The following is a 22,172-nucleotide window of genomic DNA, read 5'->3' as shown; positions in this document are numbered from 1 at the left end:
CCGTAATGGCGCAAGAAATCTACAAATTTGTTTGTGTGCGTCATAGTCCGCTACTCGCCCTCCCTATCGCTCATCTTTATTGTGAACGCGGCATCGATCCTGCCACTTTTATTATCCAAAATCAATTATTTATGGCAGGCAAGGCAGCCCTTCGCCTGACCGTATAGTTCATCAATGTCGAGACTATCCGGTTCATCGCGAAGGGGGTTCTGCTGCCTTTTTGCTTTCGCCCGTTCAAGCCGCTTCTCGTAGTCTTCTTTAATCTGCCTTACGCGTTCAGGCTCTGTCAGCTCATCAAGTGACTCCCCTTGGCTCCAAGTGAAGGGTGAGCCATTCTCCACGGCGTTTTTCTCATAGGCCTTTGCTTCCTCGAAGGCTTCTGGATGCTGCTCTTTCAAGCGGACCCACTCGATCTTCTGCTGGTAAAAGCAAAACGTGCAGCCGCTACGCGAGCGCCAATCATAGTATTTGGGTAGACCTAAGCCTGATGATTCAAGGATTTCATGAACACCTGGCTTATCAATGCCATCGTCTTTGAATGGCAGAACGATCTTTAGATTTTTATGCTTGGAACTATAACCTTCCCGGTACTCCTCGTCCCCGCGAATGGCGACGTAGCTGTAGACCTTTTGTCCTTGTTCCAGCATCGGCTTGAGCCATTGCTCGAATGGTCTAAGCTTTAGTTGCCTCGTGCACCAACGCGTTTGCGGTGATGGCAGGAAGTTATTGTACTGTTTGAGCCAGAAGTCGAAGTCTCTGTCAGGATTTAGTCTCAAAATTGACTTCCCAAGAAACCCTTCGAGTCGCCCAAGGAATTCGTAGACTTCTGGGAGTTCTTTGCCCGTATCGGTAAAGAAATAATCGATATCAAGCTCTGGGTGGTGCTGGCGCATATAGACTGCGAGAGCAGCGCTGTCCTTGCCACCCGATAAGCCCAAAACATGCTTTGCTTCGGCATTACTCATTATACTACTCGTTCCACTTCCATTTTGTTGCCATCAATTTTTTCGTCACTCATGTAGCGGGAACTCAACTCCGCGAGTGCTGCAAGAAGCAGATGGCGGTTCTTCGGGGCCTCGACATCGATGACATCTTCAAGTCTTTTGATTATGTCTTCGACCTTCTTGCGCTCGGCTTCTGACACTTCAAACTCGGCGTGCATGGGAGCGGGTCGGCCGTTGAGACCAACGACAACCGCCATTGAGCTTCGCTTGTCGGTCCGGCCTTTTACCCGCGCGAAGTTCTCCGCCCGAATAAATCTCTGCGAAAAGTCTGCAAGCTCGACGGAAGCGCGATCGAGGTCGGGATCGGTCCAGTCACGCGGCGGCTTATTTGCTGCCAAACTTGCAATGCCTTCTAGGTCTTGTTCTGTCCCTTCAAACTGAGAAAGCCTTCCGATGAAGGCATTCAGACGGAAGTCGCCGCCGATCTCACGGATGTTCTCTGCCCGTGCGCGCAGCTCTCCGAGAGCCTGCGGTGAGGCGTTAGGCACCTGAAGCTCGGCCAGCATGAGATCATGCAGACGTCGCAGCATCGACGGGTATGAGGCGACAAGCTCTTCTAGCCCTTCGCGTACATCCTTAACGATACTCTGGAGATTGTTTTCCTCGTCGAGTGCGCCGCGCCCGCCGAACGCGGTAGGAATGTCGTCGAACAAGAACTTGTTCGGATCGTTTGCGTGCTTGAACAGATCGCGCACCCGCGTTGCGTTAGAGGACAACTGCATGGTCCGCTTTGTCCACGGGTGCAGCTTGTCGAATATGGCAATGAGGCCGCGGGCGACGTCGATAGGCGCAAGGTGTGCCAGACTGTTTGAGGCATCGAGATCGCGCACGACTTCAGCCATGCTCGATAGCAACCTACGAGATAGATCGGAAAGGTCCATCCAGCGGAGCTGTATCTCACCAGAATCTTTGGCGAGGATTTCAACATCGATATCCTTAAACCGCGCTTGGAAGATACCCTCGCGGTACAGGGCGACGTTCTCTCTTTGTGTGAGGATAAAGGCCACGACCATAACCGGCTTCAGCCCTTCTTTTAGGCCGAAGGGTGGCTTACCCCAGAGATCGTAGAGCTCAGATACGGTAACCGTTCTGTCCTTTGCCTCTCTCAGGTGCTCCGAGGCGGCTTCCCAAAGCGGATTAAGATTGCTCGGATCGCTTTTTTTCGACGGCGCGCGGAACTGCCAGGCGCCAGTTACCTTTCCGTACAATCCGGTCGCTTCTAGGATGGAAGCAAATAGGCCGCCTTCAGCAGGATACCCCTCTATGCCAAGGCGCTCATCACCTTCTCGGCCGACCATCGCGCGCAATAGCGCATTCTGGGCGGCTACGGCGTTACTCGACGGCTTGATGCGGTTAAGGAGCTCATTGTTGATCTTTGGCGAGAGCGGGAAGCGCTTGGCGGCCAAATCAGAGGCGGCATTGTTGATTTCGGCCTGATCCCATTTCTGCGGCTTGTGGTTCTTCAGGTACCAGGTCGCATGGTCAAAGGCTGTCCTAAGTTCTTCTTCGAGCTGACCTTGAAGAGCCGTTCTTCTCGCCTGCACTTCGCGCTGCGCAACGGTATCGCCAGCGAGGTCAGGATGCTCTTCTTGTACTTCACTGAGCGCGATAAGCTCTCTTGCGAGATCGACGATTACCCATGCGCGCTGCGACAGGCCCGCGACAACATCCCAGTCCTTGGATTCACGCGCCGCCTCACGGCACAGCTTCTCGGCGATTTCTTGGCTTTCACCTTCCGTGGGGATCGCAAGAAGGAAGGCACCAATTGTGCCTGACTTGGGTACGTAAGCTGCGGCGCGTTCGATCAGGTCATTCAAAGGTGCCACTTCGACATCAAACCAGCGTAGGGCGCCAGTATCATGGTAGTGCCGCTTGGCAAGGATGGGCTGAAGTCCTGCCAGCTTTTTGAGCGCCGCGAAATCAACCTCTCGAACGCGCTGCAGCGCATCCTCGATTGCGCGATCAATGTCGAAATCGCTGCCAGCATAAATTGCGTAGGCGTCGGCGAACTTCCGGAAGATCACAAGAGACCACTTCTTAAGCTGCCCGAGTGCATCCTTCACCGTCTTTTTCGATGCCTCCGGCAGACAGGCGGATAGCAAGCTGTCAGTGGGCGTGAGCCCTGAACGTTCTTTGAAGAGGTCAATCAGCGCGATTGTCTTTAAGAGGCGAATGTGAAACTCACTTCCCCCCAAAGCTTCACAGCGCTCTACCGCCTCGGCAGCCATTGCCCAGCGATGACCGTCCGGAGACGCGAGAATAGAAGGCTCTAGATTAACCCGAAGGTAATCCCATAACCGGTCCGGCTCATATAAGACGCCCGCGTCATTATGACGGATGAAATCCTGAAAACCGTGCGGCTCTGCTGAATTGAGGAAGCCGAAGATACTGCGCTGGTTTTGGCCGAAGCGCCGCCGGGAGATCGGACCAAGAAGACAGGCCACAACGGGATGAAGCGGCCAGCATCCCTCAAGCGTTTCGGAGAGGTGCCGTGACGCCGCCGGTCGTTGACGCTTAATCTCGTCGGCAACCGTCACCGAGAGTGAACCAGGTTTCGTTAGCGCGCGCCCGTTCTCAATTGCACGAGAGATGAGCTCGATTTGCTCTTCTCCTGCCGCATTCACGGCGAGATCGATAAAGCGTCCTTGAATCTTCGACCACTCGTCGCGCATTTCTCGCGACAGCCGGTTGGCATAGTCCTCGAAAGCCTGATGCAGAATACCGATGACGATAAAGCGTCCTTTACTACGTGAGGCAGCTTCTGCGAGGAGCTGAAAGATGTAGACATCGGTGCCATCTTGAGCGGCGGCTTCTAGAAACTTACCCATCTCATCGATAAAAAGGACAACACCGCCATGGCTGCGCGGTGCCTTTGCTGTAGAAGCCTTAAGCGTGGCCACGACAGCATCATCCGTCCATTTTCCCGTTTCAGGACAGTCACCCAGCCCGGCCTCTTCAATGGCGCGCCCAATGATGTCCACCGCGCTCGCACGCTTGCCTACAACCGGCAAAACCTGCCAGCCTTTCGATTCCGGGGGGAGAGCTTCGAGAATTGCATCTGCCGCATTGCGACCGATGGCCGCCTCGGCCTTCGAGCGAAACTCATCTTCGCCTCCAAGCAATGCACTCATCGCTACGACAAGACTCGACTTTCCGCTGCCGTAAGGGCCCGTCCAGGTAAACGCTCCATGCCCTGTATCGGAGACATGGTGCGCCACCGCCTGAAGAACATCGACTGACGATTTTGGGCAGACAAATCCCTCAAGAGCGTTGAGGTCATTGTAATCGCTATCAATTTTGATCGATCTTTGGAATCGGCGTCCAATGTTCACGGTTTCGGAAAGCATGACTAGGCCGCCTCTCTACTCTCGATAGTTTTTTTCTTGTAATCACACATCGCGTAAATGAGCGCTGCCTCCATATCCAATGCAACATCGCGGATGACCTGCTTGAGGCCTGCTGTTTCCGACCATCTGAACGAGCCTTTCGTAAAGTCCTCAAGCGCCAGAAGCCGATCAGCAACGTCATTTTCATCAAGCAAGAATACGCGCCCCGGCGAGCCCGGCTCGTGCGCCACAGCTTCGAAAGAGAGAGTCTGTGCAGACGAGTAGTTTTTCCAGAAATCAATCAAAGCATAGAGGAAGACCCCATTCCCCAAAGATGACTTCGGCCCTCGCACGAACCTAAAGCCGTCGCGGCGACCAACTGCTTTAATGAGACCGAGCTCCGCAAGCGGAGACTCCAAAGAGTCTTCAGGCGATGCCGCCCCGGACGCAGCTTTCGCCACGTAGGTTCGCAGGAAGCACTCGACATCACGGCGTATGGTCGTAGCAGAAACGCGCGGCCATTCACGATCCTTGGCCACCTTCTCCAATGCACGAACGAGTTGTTCGCGCTCAAACGTAACGCCGGGAAAATTGTTAAAACTCCAAAACCAAGTTGTTTTTTCAGGGCGGCCCGCAAGATTCCAATGAATTAGCCAAAGCGTAGCAGGATGTTCTATGTATCGATCAAGTCCGCTTATTCCGAATAGCTGTCGGCCGAGACTTGTCGTTACAAGCGCATTGGCGCCCTCTCCATCTTCGATAATACCGGACGACGTTGCCCAATGGCGCATCGATGAGACCATGTTCTTGCCGACGCCGAACCGCGCTATGGAGTCATCACGCGTGAAGGCGAGCTTACCGTCGGAACCATCTTCGCGTTCATAGACCGCATCGTATGCCTTCTTCAGCCACCCGTAGCGGAGTGGGAAGGTCTCGTGGCCCGAAAATTGTGGTCTGTAGTCGTCGTTGTAGATAGGTCCTCGTGGCATAGAGTCTCGTCCTGGAAGATTGATCCAGCTCGACACTAACCCACAAGATATGGTAGGGTCAAACTTGTTCCTGGGGATATCCCCCAGAAAGTCTCTGACCTGCCGTCAGAGCGGGATTTCAGAATATGATCGCGATAAGGTGCTGGTAAGTTTATGAAAATTGACGGTGTGATATATCTCGACCATCAAGCGACCTGTCCGCTCGACTCGACCGTATTTGCCGAGATGACGCCATATTTTGAAGGCCGCTTCGGCAACCCACATTCGAGTGATCATGCCGTTGGTTGGCGCGCGTCTCAAGCTGTTCAACGTGCTGCTTCGGAGATCGCGAGGCTTATAGGCGCTGACCCGGACGAGATCATCTTCACATCCGGGGCGACGGAGGCTAACAACCTCGCTCTGCTCGGCTTAGCTCGAGAAGGTTTAGCGAGCAAGCGGCGGCGGATTCTCCTGAGCTCCATTGAGCATAAGTGCGTCCTGGAAATTGGGCGGGCACTTTCAGCGGAATATGGTTTCTCTATTGAGCATTTGCCTGTGGATACACAGGGCGCACTTGATCTTGATGCCCTAGAGAATTCAATTAGTGACGATGTATTTCTTGTATCTGTGATGGGTGCCAATAATGAAATTGGCACGATTCAGGATATTGAGAGAATCTCTCGCATCGCAGGCGCTTCCGGTGCGTACTTTCATTGCGATGCGGCTCAAGCGCCAAGTGCGATGGATGTGTCGCGGATTGCTGATCATGCCGATCTTGTCAGTTTGTCGAGTCACAAGATGTATGGCCCTTCCGGCATCGGCGCGCTTTTTGCTCGGCGAGACCTTCAACCTTTGATGCAGCCGACAATCCTTGGCGGCGGCCAGCAAAACGGCTTGCGGTCGGGCACGCTTCCGGCTGCACTTTGCGTCGGCTTTGGCGCCGCGGCACGTATCGCCGCGTCAGAGGAAGGCGATCATCGCCGAGGGCAACTGGCCGACCTACGTGATTCATTCCTTAAGCAGCTACAAAACCTTCCCTGCCGCATTTGGGTGAATGGGCCGCTTGACACGGAGCGCAAGCATCCTGGGAATCTCAGTGTTGGCTTTGAAGGAGTATCGGCCGCCGATCTTCTCAGCCGTCTGCAGCCCAAAATTGCTGCCTCGACGGGCTCCGCCTGCACAAGCGGGATACCGGAGCCTTCCCATGTGCTTCGCGCCATCGGACTCGATGACGAGCGTGCATCATCATCGGTGCGCTTTAGTCTTGGGAAGTACACGACGCTTGATGATGTGAGTGAAGCGACAGAACTGATCAAAGAGGCAATTCTTGATTTGATTGGTAGTGGTCTATTGGAAGTTGGCTAGGCATTCACACAGGGCTTGTTGGATTGCACATGCTTTTGGGGCGATATGAATTCTGCAGAAAGTCAATCTCGAACGGGACCGAGTATTTTCGCGAAATCTAAAGAAATGGTCTTCTTCGCGAATAAAAACCAGCATGTTGTTAGGTGCAAATTTTTCTTCGGTTGCTGCATTCCAATTGTGCGCAGTCATCTCTTTCCCAACCTTGCTAGCCGGGCGAGTTGCGCCAGCATTTGAGACCCGGCTCCCGATGACACTGAGCCACTTGCTTGACCCGTCTGCCCCATCCCTTGCCTGACAGGCATCTGCTGCACCCCGAAGAACTGCCGCGCCCTGAGGGCTGCGTATTCTGCGCCACTGGCCCCGCCGATGAGGTAGCGATTGTAGGCCTGCTGGCTTCCCATGGCGGTCCGGGCAAAGCTGTAGCCTCCGCCGAGACCTCCGGAGAGGGCGGGCATCATGATGTTGCCGGAGATCGCGCGGACGATGAAGGGCGTGGCGATAATGAAGCCCTTGGCCATGAGCACCATCATGAAGAAGGGAATGAGCGCGCCGATGTTTGAGGCCCCTTCGGGATCGCCTAGTTCACCGATGAGCGCGGAGGAAACGCCTGTGATCGTTGCGAACACGCCTGCGACGACGATGGGGTATAGTGCAAAGGAAATCAGCGCGGACAGCCAGCGCGCGAAATAGTCCTTGGTCACTTCGAAGAGGGTGAGGAAAATCATCACCGGGGCGATCCCGATCAGAAGCGCGATCATCAGTCGGGAGGCCACGAGGATGAAGGCGGCCAGTCCGCCAAGGATCGAGAGTAGAAGCACACCGACGATGTCGAGCATGGCGCCAGCCATCCAGTTCAGCTCGGAACCGGCAGCGTTCAGATAGTCGCCAAGCTCCGCGATCAGCCGGTCGAATTCTTCAGCGAAAGTTCCAGAGGGCCCCGGACTGCCGCCGCCGACCGAGGCCACCAGCGCGCCCGCGATACTGTCGATCCCATAGAGAATGGCAGACGAGAACGCGTTGAACTGCATCCAATTGGTCGCGAATATCCCGATGAGCCCGATCTTCACCGCGAGCCAGAAGGCTGTGTGCCCATCCATGGCCCGATATTGATAGATCATGTTGATGCCGACGAGGATCACCACCAGCGTTGTCCCCAAAACCAGGAGCGTGCCAACCGTTGCCGCAACCGCACCAAACTGGGTCTCAGCGGCGGTATCGAGATAGGCTTGGGAGGTTTCAACGAAGTAGGTGACGACACTCATCGCGGGGCTGCCTTACCAATTACCCACTGCTTCGCAGATCGCTTGAGCTTCTGGTCGAAAATCATTTGCGCGGCGGTTGTAACTGTCTGACGCTTGCAGCATTTCTGAACGGTTCGCATTGGCGTGGTTTTCTTGGAAGGTGACTTCGGCGTTATCCCATGCTGGGAAGCGAAGACCGCAGTCGCAGGATCCGGTCTCAACAATCCGCTCCATGTTCTGTGCCCGGTAGATGTCCTGGACCAAGACACGCTGGTAGGCGTCTCGAAAGGCGATGTTCTGCATCCAGTCAGGTTCGCTTGGGCGTTCGGGGCAGACATCTGGAATGCTCTCAAGACTGGGGATGAGATTGCGCTCCGCCATTAGGGGCGATGCCATCAAGCCCAAACCGACTGACAGTAATAAGAAATGCGCTGCACCACGCTTCATCGGTTGTCTCCAAAATCGGCACCGTCGGAGGTTTCACGCTTCAGAAAAGCCGTGTGCCCGATATTGGCAAACTCCGACGAACTGATTGAGACCACCTCCCAGCCGATCTGGCCCTTCGCATTCAATGCCGCCTGCATCTCGATCAGACTGTTCTTACGGTCCATCGGGAAGGAGAGGATTTCATATTCAAAGGTCTTCATGCAGCTTCTCCAATCTGTTTCATGCCGGGGAGGTAGAATTCGGTGATGCCGCGTTTGCCGTCATGCCGGCCGGCCTGGATGATCACGTCGATGGAGTTCTCGATGTACTGGATCATGTCGGCATAGGTCATCGGGATCTCGGTCTTGAGCGCGGCGATCGCGAGCCGCTGGACGGCCAGTTGCGGGGTTTCGGCATGCAGCGTGGTCATGGACCCGCCATGGCCGGTGTTGATGGCTTCCAGAAAGGTCATGGCCTCCTTGCCGCGCACCTCGCCCAGGATGATCCGGTCGGGGCGCATGCGCAGCGTGGCGGTGAGAAGCACATCGGCGGTCTGGAATTCCGCGTCACGATTGGCGATGAGGGTCACGGCATTTGGCTGGGTCGGTAAAAGCTCGGCCGCTTCTTCGATGGTCACGATGCGTTCCTCGGCCGGTACGTGAGAGAGGATCTTGCGCGCGGCGACGGTCTTGCCGGTGGAGGTGCCACCCGAGACGATCATGTTGAGTTTGTTCTCGACGCAGAAGGCCAGCGCATCATCGATCAAACCCGCGGCCACCACTGCGCGCAAGGCGCGCTTTTTTTCGACGCGCAGGTCTTCGAGCTTGCGCTCTTTTCCGTAGAGGAAATCGAGCGCAATTCCCTCGAGTGGCAGGCTCGAGAAGAACCGCAAGCTGATCGACATGGCTGACAGCACGGCGGGCGGGGTGATGACCTGCGCGCGGATCGGGCGACCCTTATAGGTGATCGAAACCGAGACGATGGGGCGGTCCTTGCTCATCGTGGTATTGGCAGAGGAGGCGATCTGGTTGCCGAGGTCCCTGACCTGAACGCTCGTGAGCCTCTGGTCCAGTGCGCGCATGAAGTGATCGCCCTGGAATTCGCCCCAACAGGTCCCGTCGGGGTTGATGCAGATCTCGATGACATCGTCGCGGGCGGCGGCGTTAATCCGGTCGAGCGAGGTTTCGAGATAGCTCGGCGACATGGGCTCAGAATATTTCCAGATCGCGGTCGACCATGACCGTGACGCGGGCGCCCCGGTCGACATAGATGACGGGGCCGATTGAGAGATAGTCGCCGATGACGCTGTCCGTCGCATCTGCCAGATCATCGCCAACGTCTTCGAGAACGTCGGCGGCAGTCTCATCCTGGACCTCGGAGGCGGCGGCACTTGGCGCGGCGGAAATCAGCGAAATCAGGGCGGCCGACCCGAAACGCTCGGCGAAGCGTGTGTCCACGAAACCCGTGACGCCAGAACGGCCCAGTTCATCGCCCCCGAAAGAGCTGATCTGGACGGTTTGGCCCGCGGGCAGGATGATCCGGTCCCAGGCGATGGTTACCCGGCGCTGCGCGATATCGACGCCGGAACGGTAGCGCCCGATGAGGCGGGAGCCGCGCGGGATCAGGAGGCGGGAGCCATCGACGCTGTAGACATCCTCGGACACCACGGCACGGGTCTGGCCGGGCAGTGAGCTGTCGAGGGCAGTTTCCATGACGGCCTGGATCATGGTGCCCTGGATGATGGTGTTGGAGGGATTGGCGATCACCTGGGCCTGCGTCACGGTGGAGGGCAACGCACCATTCAGCACGAAATCCGTCACCTCGCCAAAAGTGCGTTCGGTCAGAGCCGTTTCATTCGCTCCGGACGTGCCGCCAAACGCGATGGTGGGCGAGGCGATGCGCCGCTCCTGGAAGGCGCGTTCCTCCGCGGCGCGGCGCTCCAGCTCGGCCATGCGCCGGGCTTCTTCCTCGCGGCGCAGTCGCTCTTGCTCGCGTGCGCGCAGCTCATCTTCCGTGGGGCCCGCTGGCGCGGGTTGCGGTCGGCTGGCCTCGAGTTGGGCCAGTTCCAGATCCATGCGGAGTTGCTCAAGGCTGCGATCCCGCGCCGTCAGTTCGTCCTGGAATCGTTGCTGTGCGGCTTCCGAGGCGGCTTGTAGCGCCGCGATCTGAGCAGTCAGCGCGTCAATTGCCTCTGCGGCGGCGGTGTCTTCCTCGACAACTGGTTCAGGGGCGTTGCGCAATTCCTCGATCTGGGCCTGCAGGGCGGTGATCTGCGCCAGAAGCTCCGCGTTGGGCTCGACGGGGTCTGGTCCGACGAACACAACCTCGGGCTCGGGCGGGGGCAAGGTCTCGATAGCGCCAAAGCCGTCCCCCTCGTTTTGGAAAACGTCCGGGGTGGCCGTCGGCAAGGCTTCCTCTTCGTCGGGCTGTGAGAGGAGATAGAGCAGGGCACCACCTGCGCCGATGACGAGGACCACGATCAGCGCGAGAAAGGGCGACCGGCGCTGCGCCGCTATGGGCGCGCGGGCACTGCCTTTCTCAAGGGCGGCGAGGCGTTTTTCCAGCTCGGTGTTCCCGGTATCGCTCATGAGGTGGCCTCCGCGGGCGGGATCGCCTCGATGCAGACCACCTCTTCGCCAAGTCGCAGGACCCATTGGCGGTTTACGCCGCTGACGCGGATCACGCCGTCTTCAGGAGTTTGCGTGTTGACCGTGCGCTCGCGGCCGCCCGCGTAGCGGAAGATCGCGGGCACAGGCGCGTTTCTTGGAAACGCGAAATACGTGAACGTCCCGTCATCCCAGATGCGCGTTGGCGTGAACTCGGTCCGCGCGCTGGCGCCGTAATTGTTGTTCGGCGCTTGGGCGGCGATGGCCCGGGTCGGGCGCGCAGCGTCATCAGGATAGCGGAACTGCACCACGTAGAAGGTTGGGCTGCGAACCTCCTGGACGTTGAAGTAGTAGCTCCGGCGGTTCGTATAGACTGTCACATTGGTATGCACCCCGCGCGCCACAGGCTTGATCGCGAAGGCCTGACCGCCCGGGACGCCGTCGATCTCGAAGCCCTCGGTGTCGCCCGCGATGATCGAGCGGATGCTTTCGCCCTCGCCGAACTCGATGGTGGTCACATGGGTGAGCGACACGCTGAGACGGTAGACCTGACCCTCCTGGTAGGTGGCCAAGCGCACGCGGCTGTCATTTGGGCCACCGCGCGGGACGGCTTCGGCAAAGGCAAGGCTGGGCAGCAAGACAAACATGGCAGCAACAAAGACCTTATTGATCAAACTAATTCTCCAATCTGTCGGAGCGGATGGAATATTCGCGCACGGTGAAGCCGAAGGGGTTGGTCCAGACCTCATCGATGGAGCGGCGGGTCTCCGGGCGGAACTCGAAGAGAAGCGTCGCAGTGAAGAGGCCGGTCTGGGTGCCGTTAATGGACGTCAGACGCTTGCGCAGGCGTACCGTGGCGCGGTTGGTGCCGATCCGGTTGATGCTGAGAATTTCCACGTCGAGCCTGGCGTTGGGGCCATAGACGGTCGGCGGGTAATTCTCGTTGGCGCTGTTCCAGATCTGCCGCAACCCGCTCTCGGCGGCCCCGTCCGAGCGGCGCAGAACGCTGCGGATGCGTAGATCGTTGTCGAGCTGGTTATAGACTTCCCGGTCGGTCACATAGCGGAAGACCTCCGCCTCGATGATCGCCTGGTTGGCCGTCACCGAGGAAGCGCCCACCGAGGCCTCGGGGAGAGCAAAGCCGGTGGCGGGATCGTAGGGGACAACAACCGGGGGCGGGTCGACATCGAGGATCGAGACAGCCGCGGCACTCAGACAGCCGATGATGCCGAAGACAAGACCTGTCAGGCCAAGGCGTTGCCAGAGCCGTTCGCGGCGCAGGGCACCATAGACCAGTTCTTCCTCGATGATTTCTTGTTCAGTCGCCACCCGTCATGCCCCCACGATTACTCGGCCCGCAGGTCCGGCAAGGTGAAATCCATGAAGCGCTGCTCTTCGGCGATGGTGGCGGCATCGATCACGCCGCCGGTGCCATCGCCCACGGTCTGGATGGCTTCGAGTTGCCACATGGCGACCAGCGCAATGGCGAGCTCCGCGGTCACGCGCGTGTTGAGATCGATGCTTTCCTTGAGTTCGTCCATGTCGTCGATGAGCCCCACAAGGCGGTCGACCCGCTCGAGCGATTGGCCTGCGTCTTCATAGCTGTTCTGGGCGGCGGCTGAGACGAGCGCGCCGGTCGTGGCTTGCGTCGCCACACGGTTGGCCCCGGGATTGCCGCTGGTGGCCATTTCCGAGAGGGTGTCCTCGTCAAAGCCTAGGTCGGCCAGCACCCGGTCCATCTGGGTTTCGATCTCGCCTGCGCCGGAGCCCGAGAGGCCCGAGAAATCCCCAGTCTTGATCGCCTCAATCGTGGCGAGGATGTCCCCGAACTCTTGGTCGAGCAGACCGTTCAACTCGTCTTCCATTTCCGTCCGGATGATTTCGGGAAGCTCGGCGAGGCTGGTGAGGGCCTCGTAGGTTCGTTGCAGCTCCGCGAGTTGGTCCGTGAGAAGGCCGAGCTGTTCGCGGAGCTGCGTCAGCTGCTCGTTTTGCAGAATCTCGTCTTCGATCATCTGCCGGAGCTGCTGGATGTTTTGCGCGATGTTCTGGGTATCGACGACCGGCACGCCTTGCGCGAAGGCAGGGGATAGGGCGCCCAGATGCAGGCCAATCCCAAGCGTTGTGGCCAAGGCCATCCTCAAGAGCAGATGTCCCATCATTCAATCTCCCTGATCGTAAAATCCATGAACGCGCCTTCGGCCATGCGGGCGCTGGCCTGGGCCAGCTCCTCGGCAGAGAGGACGCGGGTGCGTGCCGCCTGAAGCCGGATGCGTGCAACGACGAGGCGCACGAGTTCGGCGCGGGCATAGGTGTTGAGTGCGATGCTTTCTTGGGCGTCTTCCGTATCGGAAATCCGCTCTACAATGTCCCGAATGCGCAGGGCGGCCTGCCGGATCGCGGCAGGTGAGTTGTTGCCGTAGAAGGCGGCCCCATGCCCCGTGATCGAGAGGTTTGAATTGGCCAAGAGTGCGGGATCGATCGTGCCCAAAGCTTCGATCCCGCCGATGCGGCTGAGATAGAGATTGTAGCGTTCTGGAATGACCTGAACGTAGTGCTGCGTCTCGGCAAAAGGTGGCACGCCGCCATATTCGAACACCCGGCCGGGTCCCGCGTTATAGGCTGCGAGTGCGTTGATGATGTTGCCATCGAAGGTGTTCAGCTGGGTTGCGAGATAGCGCGCGCCGCCATGCACCTGCAGATAGGGGCTGTCATAGTATTCCGGGTTGATGCCGAGATCGCTGGCGGTGCCCGGCATGATCTGGGTGAGACCATAGGCGCCGACGGGAGACCGTGCCCCAATGGTGAACCGGCTTTCCTGCCAGATGAGCGCTTGCAGCAACGCGCGCCACTGGACGGGTGAGAGCCCTGCGCGGCCAACTCCCGCAAAGCCGCTGGTCTCCTGAGCCACGCGGATGATGAGCTGCTCGATGGTCTCAGACGCGTCGCCGAACATCTGCGCACCGCCGGGATTGGGATCGATCTCGCCCGTGCCATAGACCGCCTCGACTGACCGGGCCGGATCCCCGCTGCCGCTTTCCAGCCCCGAGACCATAGCCGGCAAGCCCTGACCGCCGAAGCTGGTCTGGGCATCAAGGATGCGTTGCAGGGTTTCCAGCTGCTCCCGTTCGATCTCGGCAATGAGTTCGCGCACGGCAAGCTTGTCCGACTGAAGGGCCAAGTCTGCCTCGCGATCGCCTGTCTCGACGATGTCACGCGCGGTCAGCCCACTGTCATTGGTCGGCACGCCTTGAGACAAGGCGAGACCGGGCAGCAGGCAAAGTGCCAGGATATGAGGCAGTTTAGACTTCAATGTCGCGATCCGGGGTGCCAAGCGGCGTGAAAGTGCAATCAGGCTCAATGGGTGTTGTCGAGGCCAAGAACGTGAAGCAATTGGCCTGCGGTTCCTGATACTGGGCGCAGGAGGCCAAAGCGCCGAGCGCGGTGAGAAGCAACAAAATGCGAATCATGAGAGTCTCCAGAAGTCGGGGCGGTCGCGGTAATCGGCGCCGACGAGCGCCTCGCCTTTCTCCATGCCGCCGAGGATGGTGAGATTGGGCCCGAGAGCACTGAGAGTGGCATCGACGACGATTGAGCCCTGATCGTCGCGGATCAGCGCCAAACGGCTGTTGCTGCCCGTGTTGAGAAGGACGTCGAGCTCCTTCTCTGTGAGGTTCAGCATGGCGTAATCCGCAGGCTGCGCGCGGATATTGGGCAGCAGGATCTGCGTCGGCACCGCCTCGATGATGGTCTTGCCGGTCCGGGTGCGCTCGAGCTGGCTTGCGTATTGCGTCATCATCACGGCAACCGTGTTCTGTTTGCGCGCGGTCACCAGCCAGTTCGACAGCCGCTCCGCGAAATACGCGTTGTCGAGCGCCTTCCAGGCCTCGTCGATCACGATGATGGTGGGGCGGCGATCCTCGATTTCGCGTTCGACCCGGCGGAAAAGATAGGAGAGAACCGCCATCCGCTCCTTGTCGGCCTCGCTGTCGAGAATGCCGGTCAGATCGAAGCCCACCACATCGCCCTTGAGCGAGAACGTGTCCTCGAGGCTCTGCCCGAAGATCCAGCCATAGCGGCCGTCCTCGGTCCATTCGAGCAGGCGCTGGTGCAGATCGCCGCCATCGTCGGTGGACACAAAAAGCGATGCGAAATCCCGCCAGTTCCGCAGGGCCGGATTGGAGGCCTGTGCGTTCTGGCGGACGACTTCCTGGATGCGGTTGGTCTGTGCGGGCGTCAGCGGCTTGTCAGCGCGGTAGAGCAGGGCGGCAAGCCAATCCGACAGCCAGGCGGTGCCGCGCGCATCGGTCTCGGTCCAGAGCGGGTTGAGGCCCGTGGGCTGACCGGCGTTCAGGGACGCGTAGCGCCCGCCATTCGCGCGGACCGCCATCTCCATACCGGATCGGTAATCGAAGACGAAGACCCGGGCGCCCGCGCGACGGGCCTGGGTCATCAGGAAGGCCGAAAGCACAGACTTACCTGACCCGGGCCGCCCCATGATCAGGGTATGCCCGCTGGTCGGTTCTTTGTCGGGCGATCCCTGCTCGTGATAGGAAAACCGGTAGGCGCTCTGCTCCGGCGTGGGCAGATAGGTGACGACCCGGCCCCAGGGCGTTTGCGCGGCCGGTTTGCCAAGCTGCGTCCGGTGGAAGGCCGCGAAATCCGCGAAGTTGCGATTGGTGACGGCGCTCGCGCGGACGCGCTTGGGCTGGTTGCCGGGATGCTGGCTGAGATAATGCGCCTTGGCCGCGACCCGCTCGCCGATCACCTTCACGCCTTCGGTTGCGGCGGCATTGACGATCTCGGCGCTGAGGGTCTGCAGCTCTTCGAGCGTGTCGCAAAAGAGCGTCACGACCATGTGATGCTCGCCGAAGCTTTGGCGCTTGGCCTCGAGATCATCGGCGGCGATGTCGAGGGCTTCCAGGAGCGAGAGGGCCGCGTCCTGGCTGGCCTGCATCTGGCGCTTTTGCCGTTTGATGCGGCCCGCCATGAGGTTCGAATTGATCGGCGTGAAGGAGTGCGTGACGATCATGTCGACCGGCAGGTTCAGCATGTCGAACATGGTGCAGGAGGTGCCTTCCGAGTATTCCCCGATGGTGAAACTCTTGCCGTAGCGATGGCCCACGACGCCTTCGGAGAGCTCGAAATAATCGCCGTGGAACGTCACGCGGGTATTGGCGACGTTGAAGGACAAAAAGCCGTAGGTGTTGGCCGGGTAGAGCGGCAGTTCCTGGCCAGTGTTGAGGGCCCCCAGAAAGCCGATCAACTCGCCGGACTTGGCCGAAAGCACACGTGGGTTAAGCTCCGTCAGGCCAGACAGGAACACGTTTACGGCCTCGCCCAATCGGCGAAGGCGCTTCTCGGTCGCTTCCTTGAGACGATCCGGCGCGCTGCGGTTCAGGAACGGCAGGACACTTTTGGGAGGCGGGCGATGAATGACCGTGAGCGTCAGGGTTTTGTCGCGGAGGCCGCTGGTCTCGAGTTTCGCGCGCCAGCGCCGGTCGACCTCGCCTGCGAAGCTGTCCTCGCGGATGGGGTCGAGATCAGGTTTGATGGCCTTGGAGACCTTGTGGACGTAATAGCTGAATTCCGGCCCAAGTTGCGCGACGATGCGGGCAAAAAGCGCCGTCACCTTGTCGAGATAGGCATCGTCCGTCGTGTAGCTGTTGATCCCCTCGAGCCGGATGCAGCAGAAGAGCTCGTTGACCCGGGTGCGCACGGTCTGGTCATCGACGAGGCTCACATAGGGCAGCATATGCGCAAGGCGTGTCTCGCGCGCATACCAGTCTGGCGTCATTGTGCGGGGATCGATCGCTGGATCATGGGCGTCATCACGGGGCATAGCTGTCCCCGCCATGGATGGAGCGGTTCCGCGTCGGTGGCGTCTCCTGCAATGCCGTCATCATCACGTCGATGAAACGCGGATCCCAGTCCGCGGCCTTCCAGAGAACCGGATAGAGCAGGGCGGCTACGCCCAGCACCGCAATGTGCTGGACCCAGACGAACAAGAGCACCGAGCCGAAAAGCCAGACCATCGCATACATGATGGGCAGGCCCAGAAGCTTGGGCGGGCGCACGAGGCCCAGAAAGAGAGGTGAGCGCTCAGCCACCGGCGAAAACCGCGGCGACGATGGTGGGGGCGGCCGCAACACCAGCGATCCCGACGAGGACCCAGAGCGCCTGACGCAGATCGATGATATTGAAGAACCAGCTCAAGAAAACGCCAAGGACCGCGAGTGTGGCGATCACGACGCCGAGCGGGCCGGTTAGAGCATCGACAATGCCCTGCAACAAGCTTTGGATCGGGGAGAGATCGATGCTTTGGGCAAGGGCGGGCTCGGCAATGAGCAGGAATAGCGCCAGTGAGGCGACAAAGAGGTTTGAAATCTGTCTCATGAATTTGATCCTTCCAATCGGGCCACGACAGCCATGACGCGGGCCACGTGGTTCTGGGTTTCACGGTAGGGGGGAATGCCGCCATAATGGCGGACCGCATCGGGTCCGGCGTTGTATGCCGCGAGGGCAAGGCGTGGATCGCCGAACGTCTCCAGCATGATCGCGAGGTAGCGGGCGGAGCCGTCGAGGTTCTGCAGCGGATCACGCGGGTCGACGCCCAGATCACGCGCCGTCGCTGGCATCAATTGGCCAAGGCCAATGGCACCCGCACTTGAAATCGCATCCTGCCGGTATGCGCTCTCAACCTCGATATTGGCGCGGTAGAGAGCCAGCCAATCCCTCACGGAGAGCTCTGCGCGCCGCAGGCCCGGATGGCCGGCATAGCGCAAGGCCGTGGTCTGAATCCCGGAGAGGACATCGGCGCGGGGCAGGGGAGTCGGGCGGGCAAGGGCCGTGACTTGGACGCCCTCTTGCCCGGCCGCTACCTCGCCGAAGATCGCGATCCCATCGGAGGCCGAACCCTGACCAATGCCGTCATTGTAGTTCCGGGCAAAACTGCTCTGAGACCGGGACGGGGTTAGGGAGCCGTCGCTCTCCATGACCAGCACCATTTGCGCGGAGGCAGGTGCTGCGACCAGCCAGAGGCAGACGAGGCTAGGTGTCAGTGCCCTTGTCTGATGGGGCTTTGTCTGACGGCGCAAGTTTGTGCGTACGGCTTGTCCCCGCCTCAAGCGGCAGGTCGACATGCGCAAAACCAAGGCCAATGAAGAAAGACACCACGCCAGAGATCGTCTTGAACTCGCGGATCTTGATATCGTTGTAGGTCGTCCGCGTGCGGGCGGTGACGAGGAGCTTTTCCACCCCGTCATCAGAGACAACGCGCATGATCCAGACCCCGTAATAGCTGGGGCCTTTCTTGTGTGCCGACTCCTGGCACAGGATTTCTGCGCTATAGCCGCTTTCCACGAGCTCGCGGAACCTGGCTTCCGTAACCACATTTGGTGCTTCGATGTCCCAGTTCATGGCCCGGCTCACGCTTTCTCCAATGGCGCAACCCCAGGCATTCCCACTTGAAGCCCAGAGTTACGATAGTATATTATCAACCGCAAGATGTAATATCGTGCTTTGGCTGTAGTTTGGTTGCGCAAACACTAGTCTCGGCCAGTGTCCGCGATCAAGGAGATAACAGGTTTGAGAAACCCAAGGTTGACATGCCTGCTCTCATTGCAAGCTATGGCCCTTCTGATCTGCGTTCCCGGGCCGGTTTTGGCGGAATCCTGCTTCGCCCCGCCCCGCCCCTTCCTGCCAAGTGATTCGCAGGCCGCGCGGGACTATGCGGCTATCATCCGCAGCGATTTTGAAAATTACGTCCAGGATATCCAGAGCTATTTCCGTTGCCTCGACAGCGAACGCGCCCGCGCTTTCGAAGAAGCGCGGGAAGTCAGCGAGGACTATGGCCGATTTCTGCAATTGGTAGGGGATTGATGGGCAACCTCGGGAGCATCAGACTAGCAGCCCGTGGAAACCAGACGCCGATAACACTCTCAAATATCTACTTTTTAGATAACAGATTTCATCCGCTAGCGACGTCACAAAAGGTATGTGACGCGTGGCAAATACAATCAGAAGCAAAGGGCAAGAGGCTTTGTGCCAGGCGTTGGTCGACGCGCGTAAAAACGCGGGCTTGGGCCAGGACGACTTGGCGGACAGGCTCAAGTGCCATCAATCTCTGGTGGCGCGTATTGAGAGCGGTGAACGCCGGATCGACGTGGTCGAGCTGGTCGTTTTGGCGCGTGCCATCGGCTTTGACCCATTCGAGGTTCTGGCGATCGTCGAAGCCGCCACGGAGCCCGACCACAGGATTTGAACCATTTGATTGATCGAAAACACCGGTGCTGGATTCTCCCGGTGTGAAGATCGCTATCACGAGGACAAACAGTAACCGATAATAACCAGGCTCGGCATGCGGTTGCAGCAAGCGATTTAAGATCCAGGCTGCTGTCCACAACGCCGAATTGCAGGAAGTTAGTAAACAGTGAACGAAGATGAGGTCGAAGGCGTCGCGATCGCGAATTTGATCGGGATGGATGAGCGTAGTGTTGTCGGGTGGGTGTATCGCTGGAATACGGGCGCGCTGGCGGTGATGTGGGATGTCAATGGCCCGCAGCGGGTTTCAAGGTGTCTGCCTGACCTCAGTTACGCTGAAAAGCGTGAAATCGACTTCGGTGGATTGACCCAAATTCCAAGGCGTGACAGCTGACAAGATCAGTCATGACAGCTCGAAGCCAATCGGGGGTATCTGTGCATAAAGCGGTACCTTGGGTAGAGTTGGCTCGGAGAGTGTCTGCGGCGAATGACGTTTGACAGGCCCCTGGAACGGGTCAGTAATCAACCTGTTCAAACCCATAGTTACCCGCGTAGTCGCGCCAATCCACGAATACTGATCGATTAAAAACGCGTGGGCAGTTCGACCCCCAGCCTTCGAGCCCGACATGAGCATCGGGTAGGGCCGTCGGCGCAGATACGGCCCATGAAAATTTGCCCTGCGTGCCGTAGGTGCCAAGATAGACCAGCGCATAGCGTCGGCATTGATTATTTTCTCCAGCTTCTTGCTGAGAGGCGAAGCGAACATCAAAAACTCGAATGGATCGGACAAAATTGAACTCTGGTCCGCTGATGTCGATGTCCGCACGATCTTGATCGAGTCGCAGGGCGAGTTCGACGGGAACGAACTCGTTTGAGGTTTCGTCAACGCTCCAAACGGCCGTTTTTGCCATTACTGCAGGTGCTTGATGGGTCATGGGAAATGACTGGCGTGGCCGCACATTATCAATCCGGAAGAACGCGTCGAAGGTCCGATTTGTTCCGCTCGGTTGAGGTTCGATCTCATAGGAGGCGCCCATGGGACAGCGCCAGATTTGTAGTGGCGGTTCCACCGGCCAAGGCGTAATTCGTCGGATGAATTCGGCACGGGCCCGGGCGCAAGGGACGGACGCGGGCCAGCCGCCAGACAGGCAGAGTAGGATCGCGCAGTCGATCGGGTATGTCTGCGCGCGGGCGGGCATCGGCAAGGAAACGCCCGCAAGGGCCAGAGCAACAGCGATCGAGGGGAGGAGCTTTTTGAATGAATAACGCATGCTGAGGAGCCTTCGTGACAGGAGTTCAGCATACATACAATAATATACTATCGCAACATTAAGTATAACCTCGCATAATGAAGTTTATGTTAATTTCCAGACTCCGCCATCTTGTACCACCCGCGACTCAGACAACAGCTTCTCCAGATGCGCCGCAACGTTTCGTTCTGCGGCCATTGCGATATGTGGGTCGGTTTTCTGGTAGACGGAAGCGGCGATATTCTGGACCGAATCCGGGGTGTTTGAGAGGTGGGCGAGGATCTCCGCCTCGCGACGCATGCGGTTGGAAAGCAACCGTTTGACGTAAGGTTGCGGATCCCGGAGTATAGGTCCGTGCCCCGGAAAGTAGATCCTATCGTCGCGCTCAATCAGCCGCTGTAGCTGCGCGCAGTAGTCGTGCATGTTTCCGTCAGGGGGGCTGACGATCGAACTGTTCCAACTCATAACGTGGTCGCCCGTGAAGAGCACTCCGTCAGGTCTCGCGAAACAAAGGTGGTCGCTCGCGTGACCAGGTGTGTGCAGGACGGTAAGACCGGCAATGACCTGTCCGTCCTCCAGAAACCGGTCAGGTCGAAATGCATCGTCAGGGAATGCCCGTGAGGCATAAACAGGTGCGTCTGTCCGTGCTCGCAGGGCTGGGACGACTCCAAAATGATCAGAATGGTGGTGTGTGAGCAGAATCCCGGATGGTTTGGCCCCCAAATTTTCGATGATTGCCTCGAAATGTGTACTGTCTTCTGCTGGGCCGGGGTCGATTATGAACCGACCATCAGGCGTATCAATGATGTAGCTATTTGTCCCGTGGTAGGTCATCTTTCCGGGATTGTTCGCGACGATCCTCAGAATTCCAGGGGCCAATTCGACTCCCTTCGCGCGGCAAGGCTCCGGCTCTGAGAAAAACATGCTGCTTCTTTTCATTGTGTGCGACCAGGTATTGATTGCGAACAATTTGGTTCGCACAGTTTTGCGCATTGCTCTCGCATGGCGCCGGAAACCTCAGGCTGGCGTCCGGTGCCTGTCAAATCCGGCATCGGACCATTTCAACTTACATTGGACCAGGCCCGTATGAGACTGAAACAGTCTGATACAGTCTTGGGCTGGCAGTCACACAGCGCGGCGATTATGGTAAGCAGTATACAGAACTACAGCAATTGTCGCCTTCGTCAGATCCCCGAGAAGGAACGGGTAAAGACCGGCGTTCAGCAACTTTTCGCCATAGCCGACAAAGCCACCCAACCATAACAGCCCTGCGCAATACATGAGTATCGAGCCCAAAAAGACCGCGACAGATGCTCTGAATGAAGGCCGAAGTCCTTCCAGTGCTTGAACAATCCATCCGGCAGCGGCCGCTGCAAGTGCGAAGCCTACCAGGTATCCGCCTGTGGGACCCGCAATATACGCCAGTCCGGCCGGCGCCGGAGGCGTGCCTGCGAAGACCGGCAGGCCAAGCAGACCTTCAAAAAGGTATGCCACAACAACAAGACTACTGCGCACCGGCCCCAGGAAAAGGCCCAGACCCAAGACAACCAGGGTTTGTGTAGACATGGGAACCGGGTAGAACGGCACCACGATTTTGGCGGATATTGTCAGAAGAATTGTGCCGACGAGTATTATCGAGATCTCTCGGGTCAGTCTTGCGACTGATTGGCTTTGAGTGGTTTCCAGATTCATCTTTTTCGTCCTTGTTTCTGAAGATTGTTATTTTT

Annotated in this window: 24 protein-coding genes; 4 read left to right on the top strand and 20 right to left on the bottom strand. The window is 58.4% G+C overall.

Annotated features, from left to right (window positions below):
• Positions 1-125 precede the first annotated feature (125 nt).
• Genes KPG71_RS12740 through KPG71_RS12730 form a run of 3 tightly spaced genes read right to left on the bottom strand, consistent with a single transcriptional unit; the run spans position 126 to position 5,319 of the window.
• Positions 126-965 carry a phosphoadenosine phosphosulfate reductase family protein gene (locus KPG71_RS12740; protein WP_216338391.1) on the bottom strand — a complete coding sequence of 280 codons (840 nt, stop codon included), beginning with the start codon at positions 963-965 and terminating at the stop codon, positions 126-128.
• On the bottom strand, positions 965-4,351 hold the full coding sequence (locus KPG71_RS12735; RefSeq protein ID WP_216338390.1) for a hypothetical protein: 3,387 nt from the start codon (positions 4,349-4,351) through the stop codon (positions 965-967). The genes KPG71_RS12740 and KPG71_RS12735 overlap by 1 nt, the downstream gene beginning before the upstream one ends.
• Before the next feature lie 2 nt (positions 4,352-4,353).
• Positions 4,354-5,319, bottom strand: a complete 966-nt coding sequence (locus KPG71_RS12730) for a DUF4007 family protein (RefSeq protein WP_076535520.1) — start codon at positions 5,317-5,319, stop codon at positions 4,354-4,356.
• A 153-nt stretch (positions 5,320-5,472) separates the two neighbouring features.
• On the opposite strand from KPG71_RS12730, the gene KPG71_RS12725 reads away from it, so the two are divergent.
• Positions 5,473-6,663, top strand: a complete 1,191-nt coding sequence (locus KPG71_RS12725) for a cysteine desulfurase family protein (RefSeq protein WP_216338389.1) — start codon at positions 5,473-5,475, stop codon at positions 6,661-6,663.
• A gap of 185 nt (positions 6,664-6,848) precedes the next feature.
• Here the strand turns inward: KPG71_RS12725 and KPG71_RS12720 are convergent, their stop codons facing one another.
• The 14 genes from KPG71_RS12720 to KPG71_RS12655 form a co-directional block, all read right to left on the bottom strand.
• Entirely contained in the window at positions 6,849-7,925 is a 1,077-nt protein-coding gene (locus KPG71_RS12720; protein ID WP_216338388.1) for a type IV secretion system protein, read from the bottom strand.
• A 12-nt stretch (positions 7,926-7,937) separates the two neighbouring features.
• A complete protein-coding gene (locus KPG71_RS12715) occupies positions 7,938-8,351 on the bottom strand; it encodes a hypothetical protein (protein WP_216338387.1) in 414 nt (137 codons plus the stop codon).
• Positions 8,348-8,551, bottom strand: a complete 204-nt coding sequence (locus KPG71_RS12710) for a hypothetical protein (RefSeq protein ID WP_114276217.1) — start codon at positions 8,549-8,551, stop codon at positions 8,348-8,350. Before KPG71_RS12710 ends, KPG71_RS12715 begins: the two co-directional genes overlap by 4 nt.
• Positions 8,548-9,534 (bottom strand): ATPase, T2SS/T4P/T4SS family, encoded by a 987-nt coding sequence (locus KPG71_RS12705; RefSeq protein ID WP_216338386.1) that lies wholly within the window; start codon positions 9,532-9,534, stop codon positions 8,548-8,550. Before KPG71_RS12705 ends, KPG71_RS12710 begins: the two co-directional genes overlap by 4 nt.
• 4 nt (positions 9,535-9,538) lie before the next feature.
• On the bottom strand, positions 9,539-10,918 hold the full coding sequence (locus KPG71_RS12700) for a TrbI/VirB10 family protein (RefSeq protein WP_216338385.1): 1,380 nt from the start codon (positions 10,916-10,918) through the stop codon (positions 9,539-9,541).
• The gene (locus KPG71_RS12695; RefSeq protein ID WP_216338612.1) at positions 10,915-11,583 is read right to left on the bottom strand and encodes a TrbG/VirB9 family P-type conjugative transfer protein; all 669 of its coding nucleotides are present in this window, start codon (positions 11,581-11,583) and stop codon (positions 10,915-10,917) included. Before KPG71_RS12695 ends, KPG71_RS12700 begins: the two co-directional genes overlap by 4 nt.
• 28 nt (positions 11,584-11,611) lie before the next feature.
• The gene (locus KPG71_RS12690) at positions 11,612-12,265 is read right to left on the bottom strand and encodes a type IV secretion system protein (protein WP_216338384.1); all 654 of its coding nucleotides are present in this window, start codon (positions 12,263-12,265) and stop codon (positions 11,612-11,614) included.
• 17 nt (positions 12,266-12,282) lie between these two features.
• Positions 12,283-13,092, bottom strand: a complete 810-nt coding sequence (locus tag KPG71_RS12685; protein WP_216338611.1) for a type IV secretion system protein — start codon at positions 13,090-13,092, stop codon at positions 12,283-12,285.
• A complete protein-coding gene (locus tag KPG71_RS12680; protein ID WP_367397356.1) occupies positions 13,092-14,180 on the bottom strand; it encodes a lytic transglycosylase domain-containing protein in 1,089 nt (362 codons plus the stop codon). Before KPG71_RS12680 ends, KPG71_RS12685 begins: the two co-directional genes overlap by 1 nt.
• A 219-nt stretch (positions 14,181-14,399) precedes the next feature.
• Positions 14,400-16,775 carry a type IV secretion system DNA-binding domain-containing protein gene (locus tag KPG71_RS12675; RefSeq protein WP_216338383.1) on the bottom strand — a complete coding sequence of 792 codons (2,376 nt, stop codon included), beginning with the start codon at positions 16,773-16,775 and terminating at the stop codon, positions 14,400-14,402.
• Positions 16,765-17,043 carry a type IV secretion system protein VirB3 gene (locus KPG71_RS12670; RefSeq protein ID WP_008327373.1) on the bottom strand — a complete coding sequence of 93 codons (279 nt, stop codon included), beginning with the start codon at positions 17,041-17,043 and terminating at the stop codon, positions 16,765-16,767. The genes KPG71_RS12675 and KPG71_RS12670 overlap by 11 nt, the downstream gene beginning before the upstream one ends.
• A complete protein-coding gene (locus tag KPG71_RS12665; RefSeq protein WP_012187323.1) occupies positions 17,036-17,329 on the bottom strand; it encodes a TrbC/VirB2 family protein in 294 nt (97 codons plus the stop codon). Before KPG71_RS12665 ends, KPG71_RS12670 begins: the two co-directional genes overlap by 8 nt.
• Positions 17,326-17,940 carry a lytic transglycosylase domain-containing protein gene (locus KPG71_RS12660; RefSeq protein WP_216338382.1) on the bottom strand — a complete coding sequence of 205 codons (615 nt, stop codon included), beginning with the start codon at positions 17,938-17,940 and terminating at the stop codon, positions 17,326-17,328. The genes KPG71_RS12665 and KPG71_RS12660 overlap by 4 nt, the downstream gene beginning before the upstream one ends.
• A gap of 43 nt (positions 17,941-17,983) precedes the next feature.
• Positions 17,984-18,352 (bottom strand): hypothetical protein, encoded by a 369-nt coding sequence (locus tag KPG71_RS12655; protein WP_216338381.1) that lies wholly within the window; start codon positions 18,350-18,352, stop codon positions 17,984-17,986.
• A gap of 210 nt (positions 18,353-18,562) precedes the next feature.
• On the opposite strand from KPG71_RS12655, the gene KPG71_RS12650 reads away from it, so the two are divergent.
• The 3 genes from KPG71_RS12650 to KPG71_RS12640 all read left to right on the top strand — a co-directional run bounded on the left by KPG71_RS12650 (position 18,563) and on the right by KPG71_RS12640 (position 19,589).
• On the top strand, positions 18,563-18,814 hold the full coding sequence (locus KPG71_RS12650; RefSeq protein WP_065331733.1) for a hypothetical protein: 252 nt from the start codon (positions 18,563-18,565) through the stop codon (positions 18,812-18,814).
• Positions 18,815-18,938: 124 nt separating this feature from the next.
• Complete coding sequence (locus KPG71_RS12645; RefSeq protein ID WP_057821663.1) at positions 18,939-19,196, top strand: helix-turn-helix transcriptional regulator; 258 nt, start codon at positions 18,939-18,941, stop codon at positions 19,194-19,196.
• 168 nt (positions 19,197-19,364) lie between these two features.
• Complete coding sequence (locus KPG71_RS12640) at positions 19,365-19,589, top strand: hypothetical protein (RefSeq protein WP_216338380.1); 225 nt, start codon at positions 19,365-19,367, stop codon at positions 19,587-19,589.
• Positions 19,590-19,710: 121 nt separating this feature from the next.
• On the opposite strand, the gene KPG71_RS12635 is transcribed toward KPG71_RS12640, so the two are convergent.
• From KPG71_RS12635 to KPG71_RS12625, 3 genes are all read right to left on the bottom strand, one after another.
• Positions 19,711-20,466: a hypothetical protein gene (locus KPG71_RS12635; RefSeq protein WP_216338379.1), complete on the bottom strand. Its 756-nt coding sequence runs from the start codon at positions 20,464-20,466 to the stop codon at positions 19,711-19,713.
• A gap of 84 nt (positions 20,467-20,550) precedes the next feature.
• Positions 20,551-21,384, bottom strand: coding sequence for an MBL fold metallo-hydrolase (locus KPG71_RS12630; protein ID WP_253196249.1), 834 nt, complete (start codon positions 21,382-21,384; stop codon positions 20,551-20,553).
• A 186-nt stretch (positions 21,385-21,570) separates the two neighbouring features.
• Positions 21,571-22,137, bottom strand: coding sequence for a biotin transporter BioY (locus KPG71_RS12625; protein WP_103911549.1), 567 nt, complete (start codon positions 22,135-22,137; stop codon positions 21,571-21,573).
• Between the last annotated feature and the right edge of the window lie 35 nt (positions 22,138-22,172).

It is taken from the genome of Roseovarius sp. PS-C2 (assembly GCF_018862045.1).
Taxonomy (GTDB): domain Bacteria; phylum Pseudomonadota; class Alphaproteobacteria; order Rhodobacterales; family Rhodobacteraceae; genus Roseovarius.
This window is presented reverse-complemented; position numbering and strand designations above follow the sequence as displayed.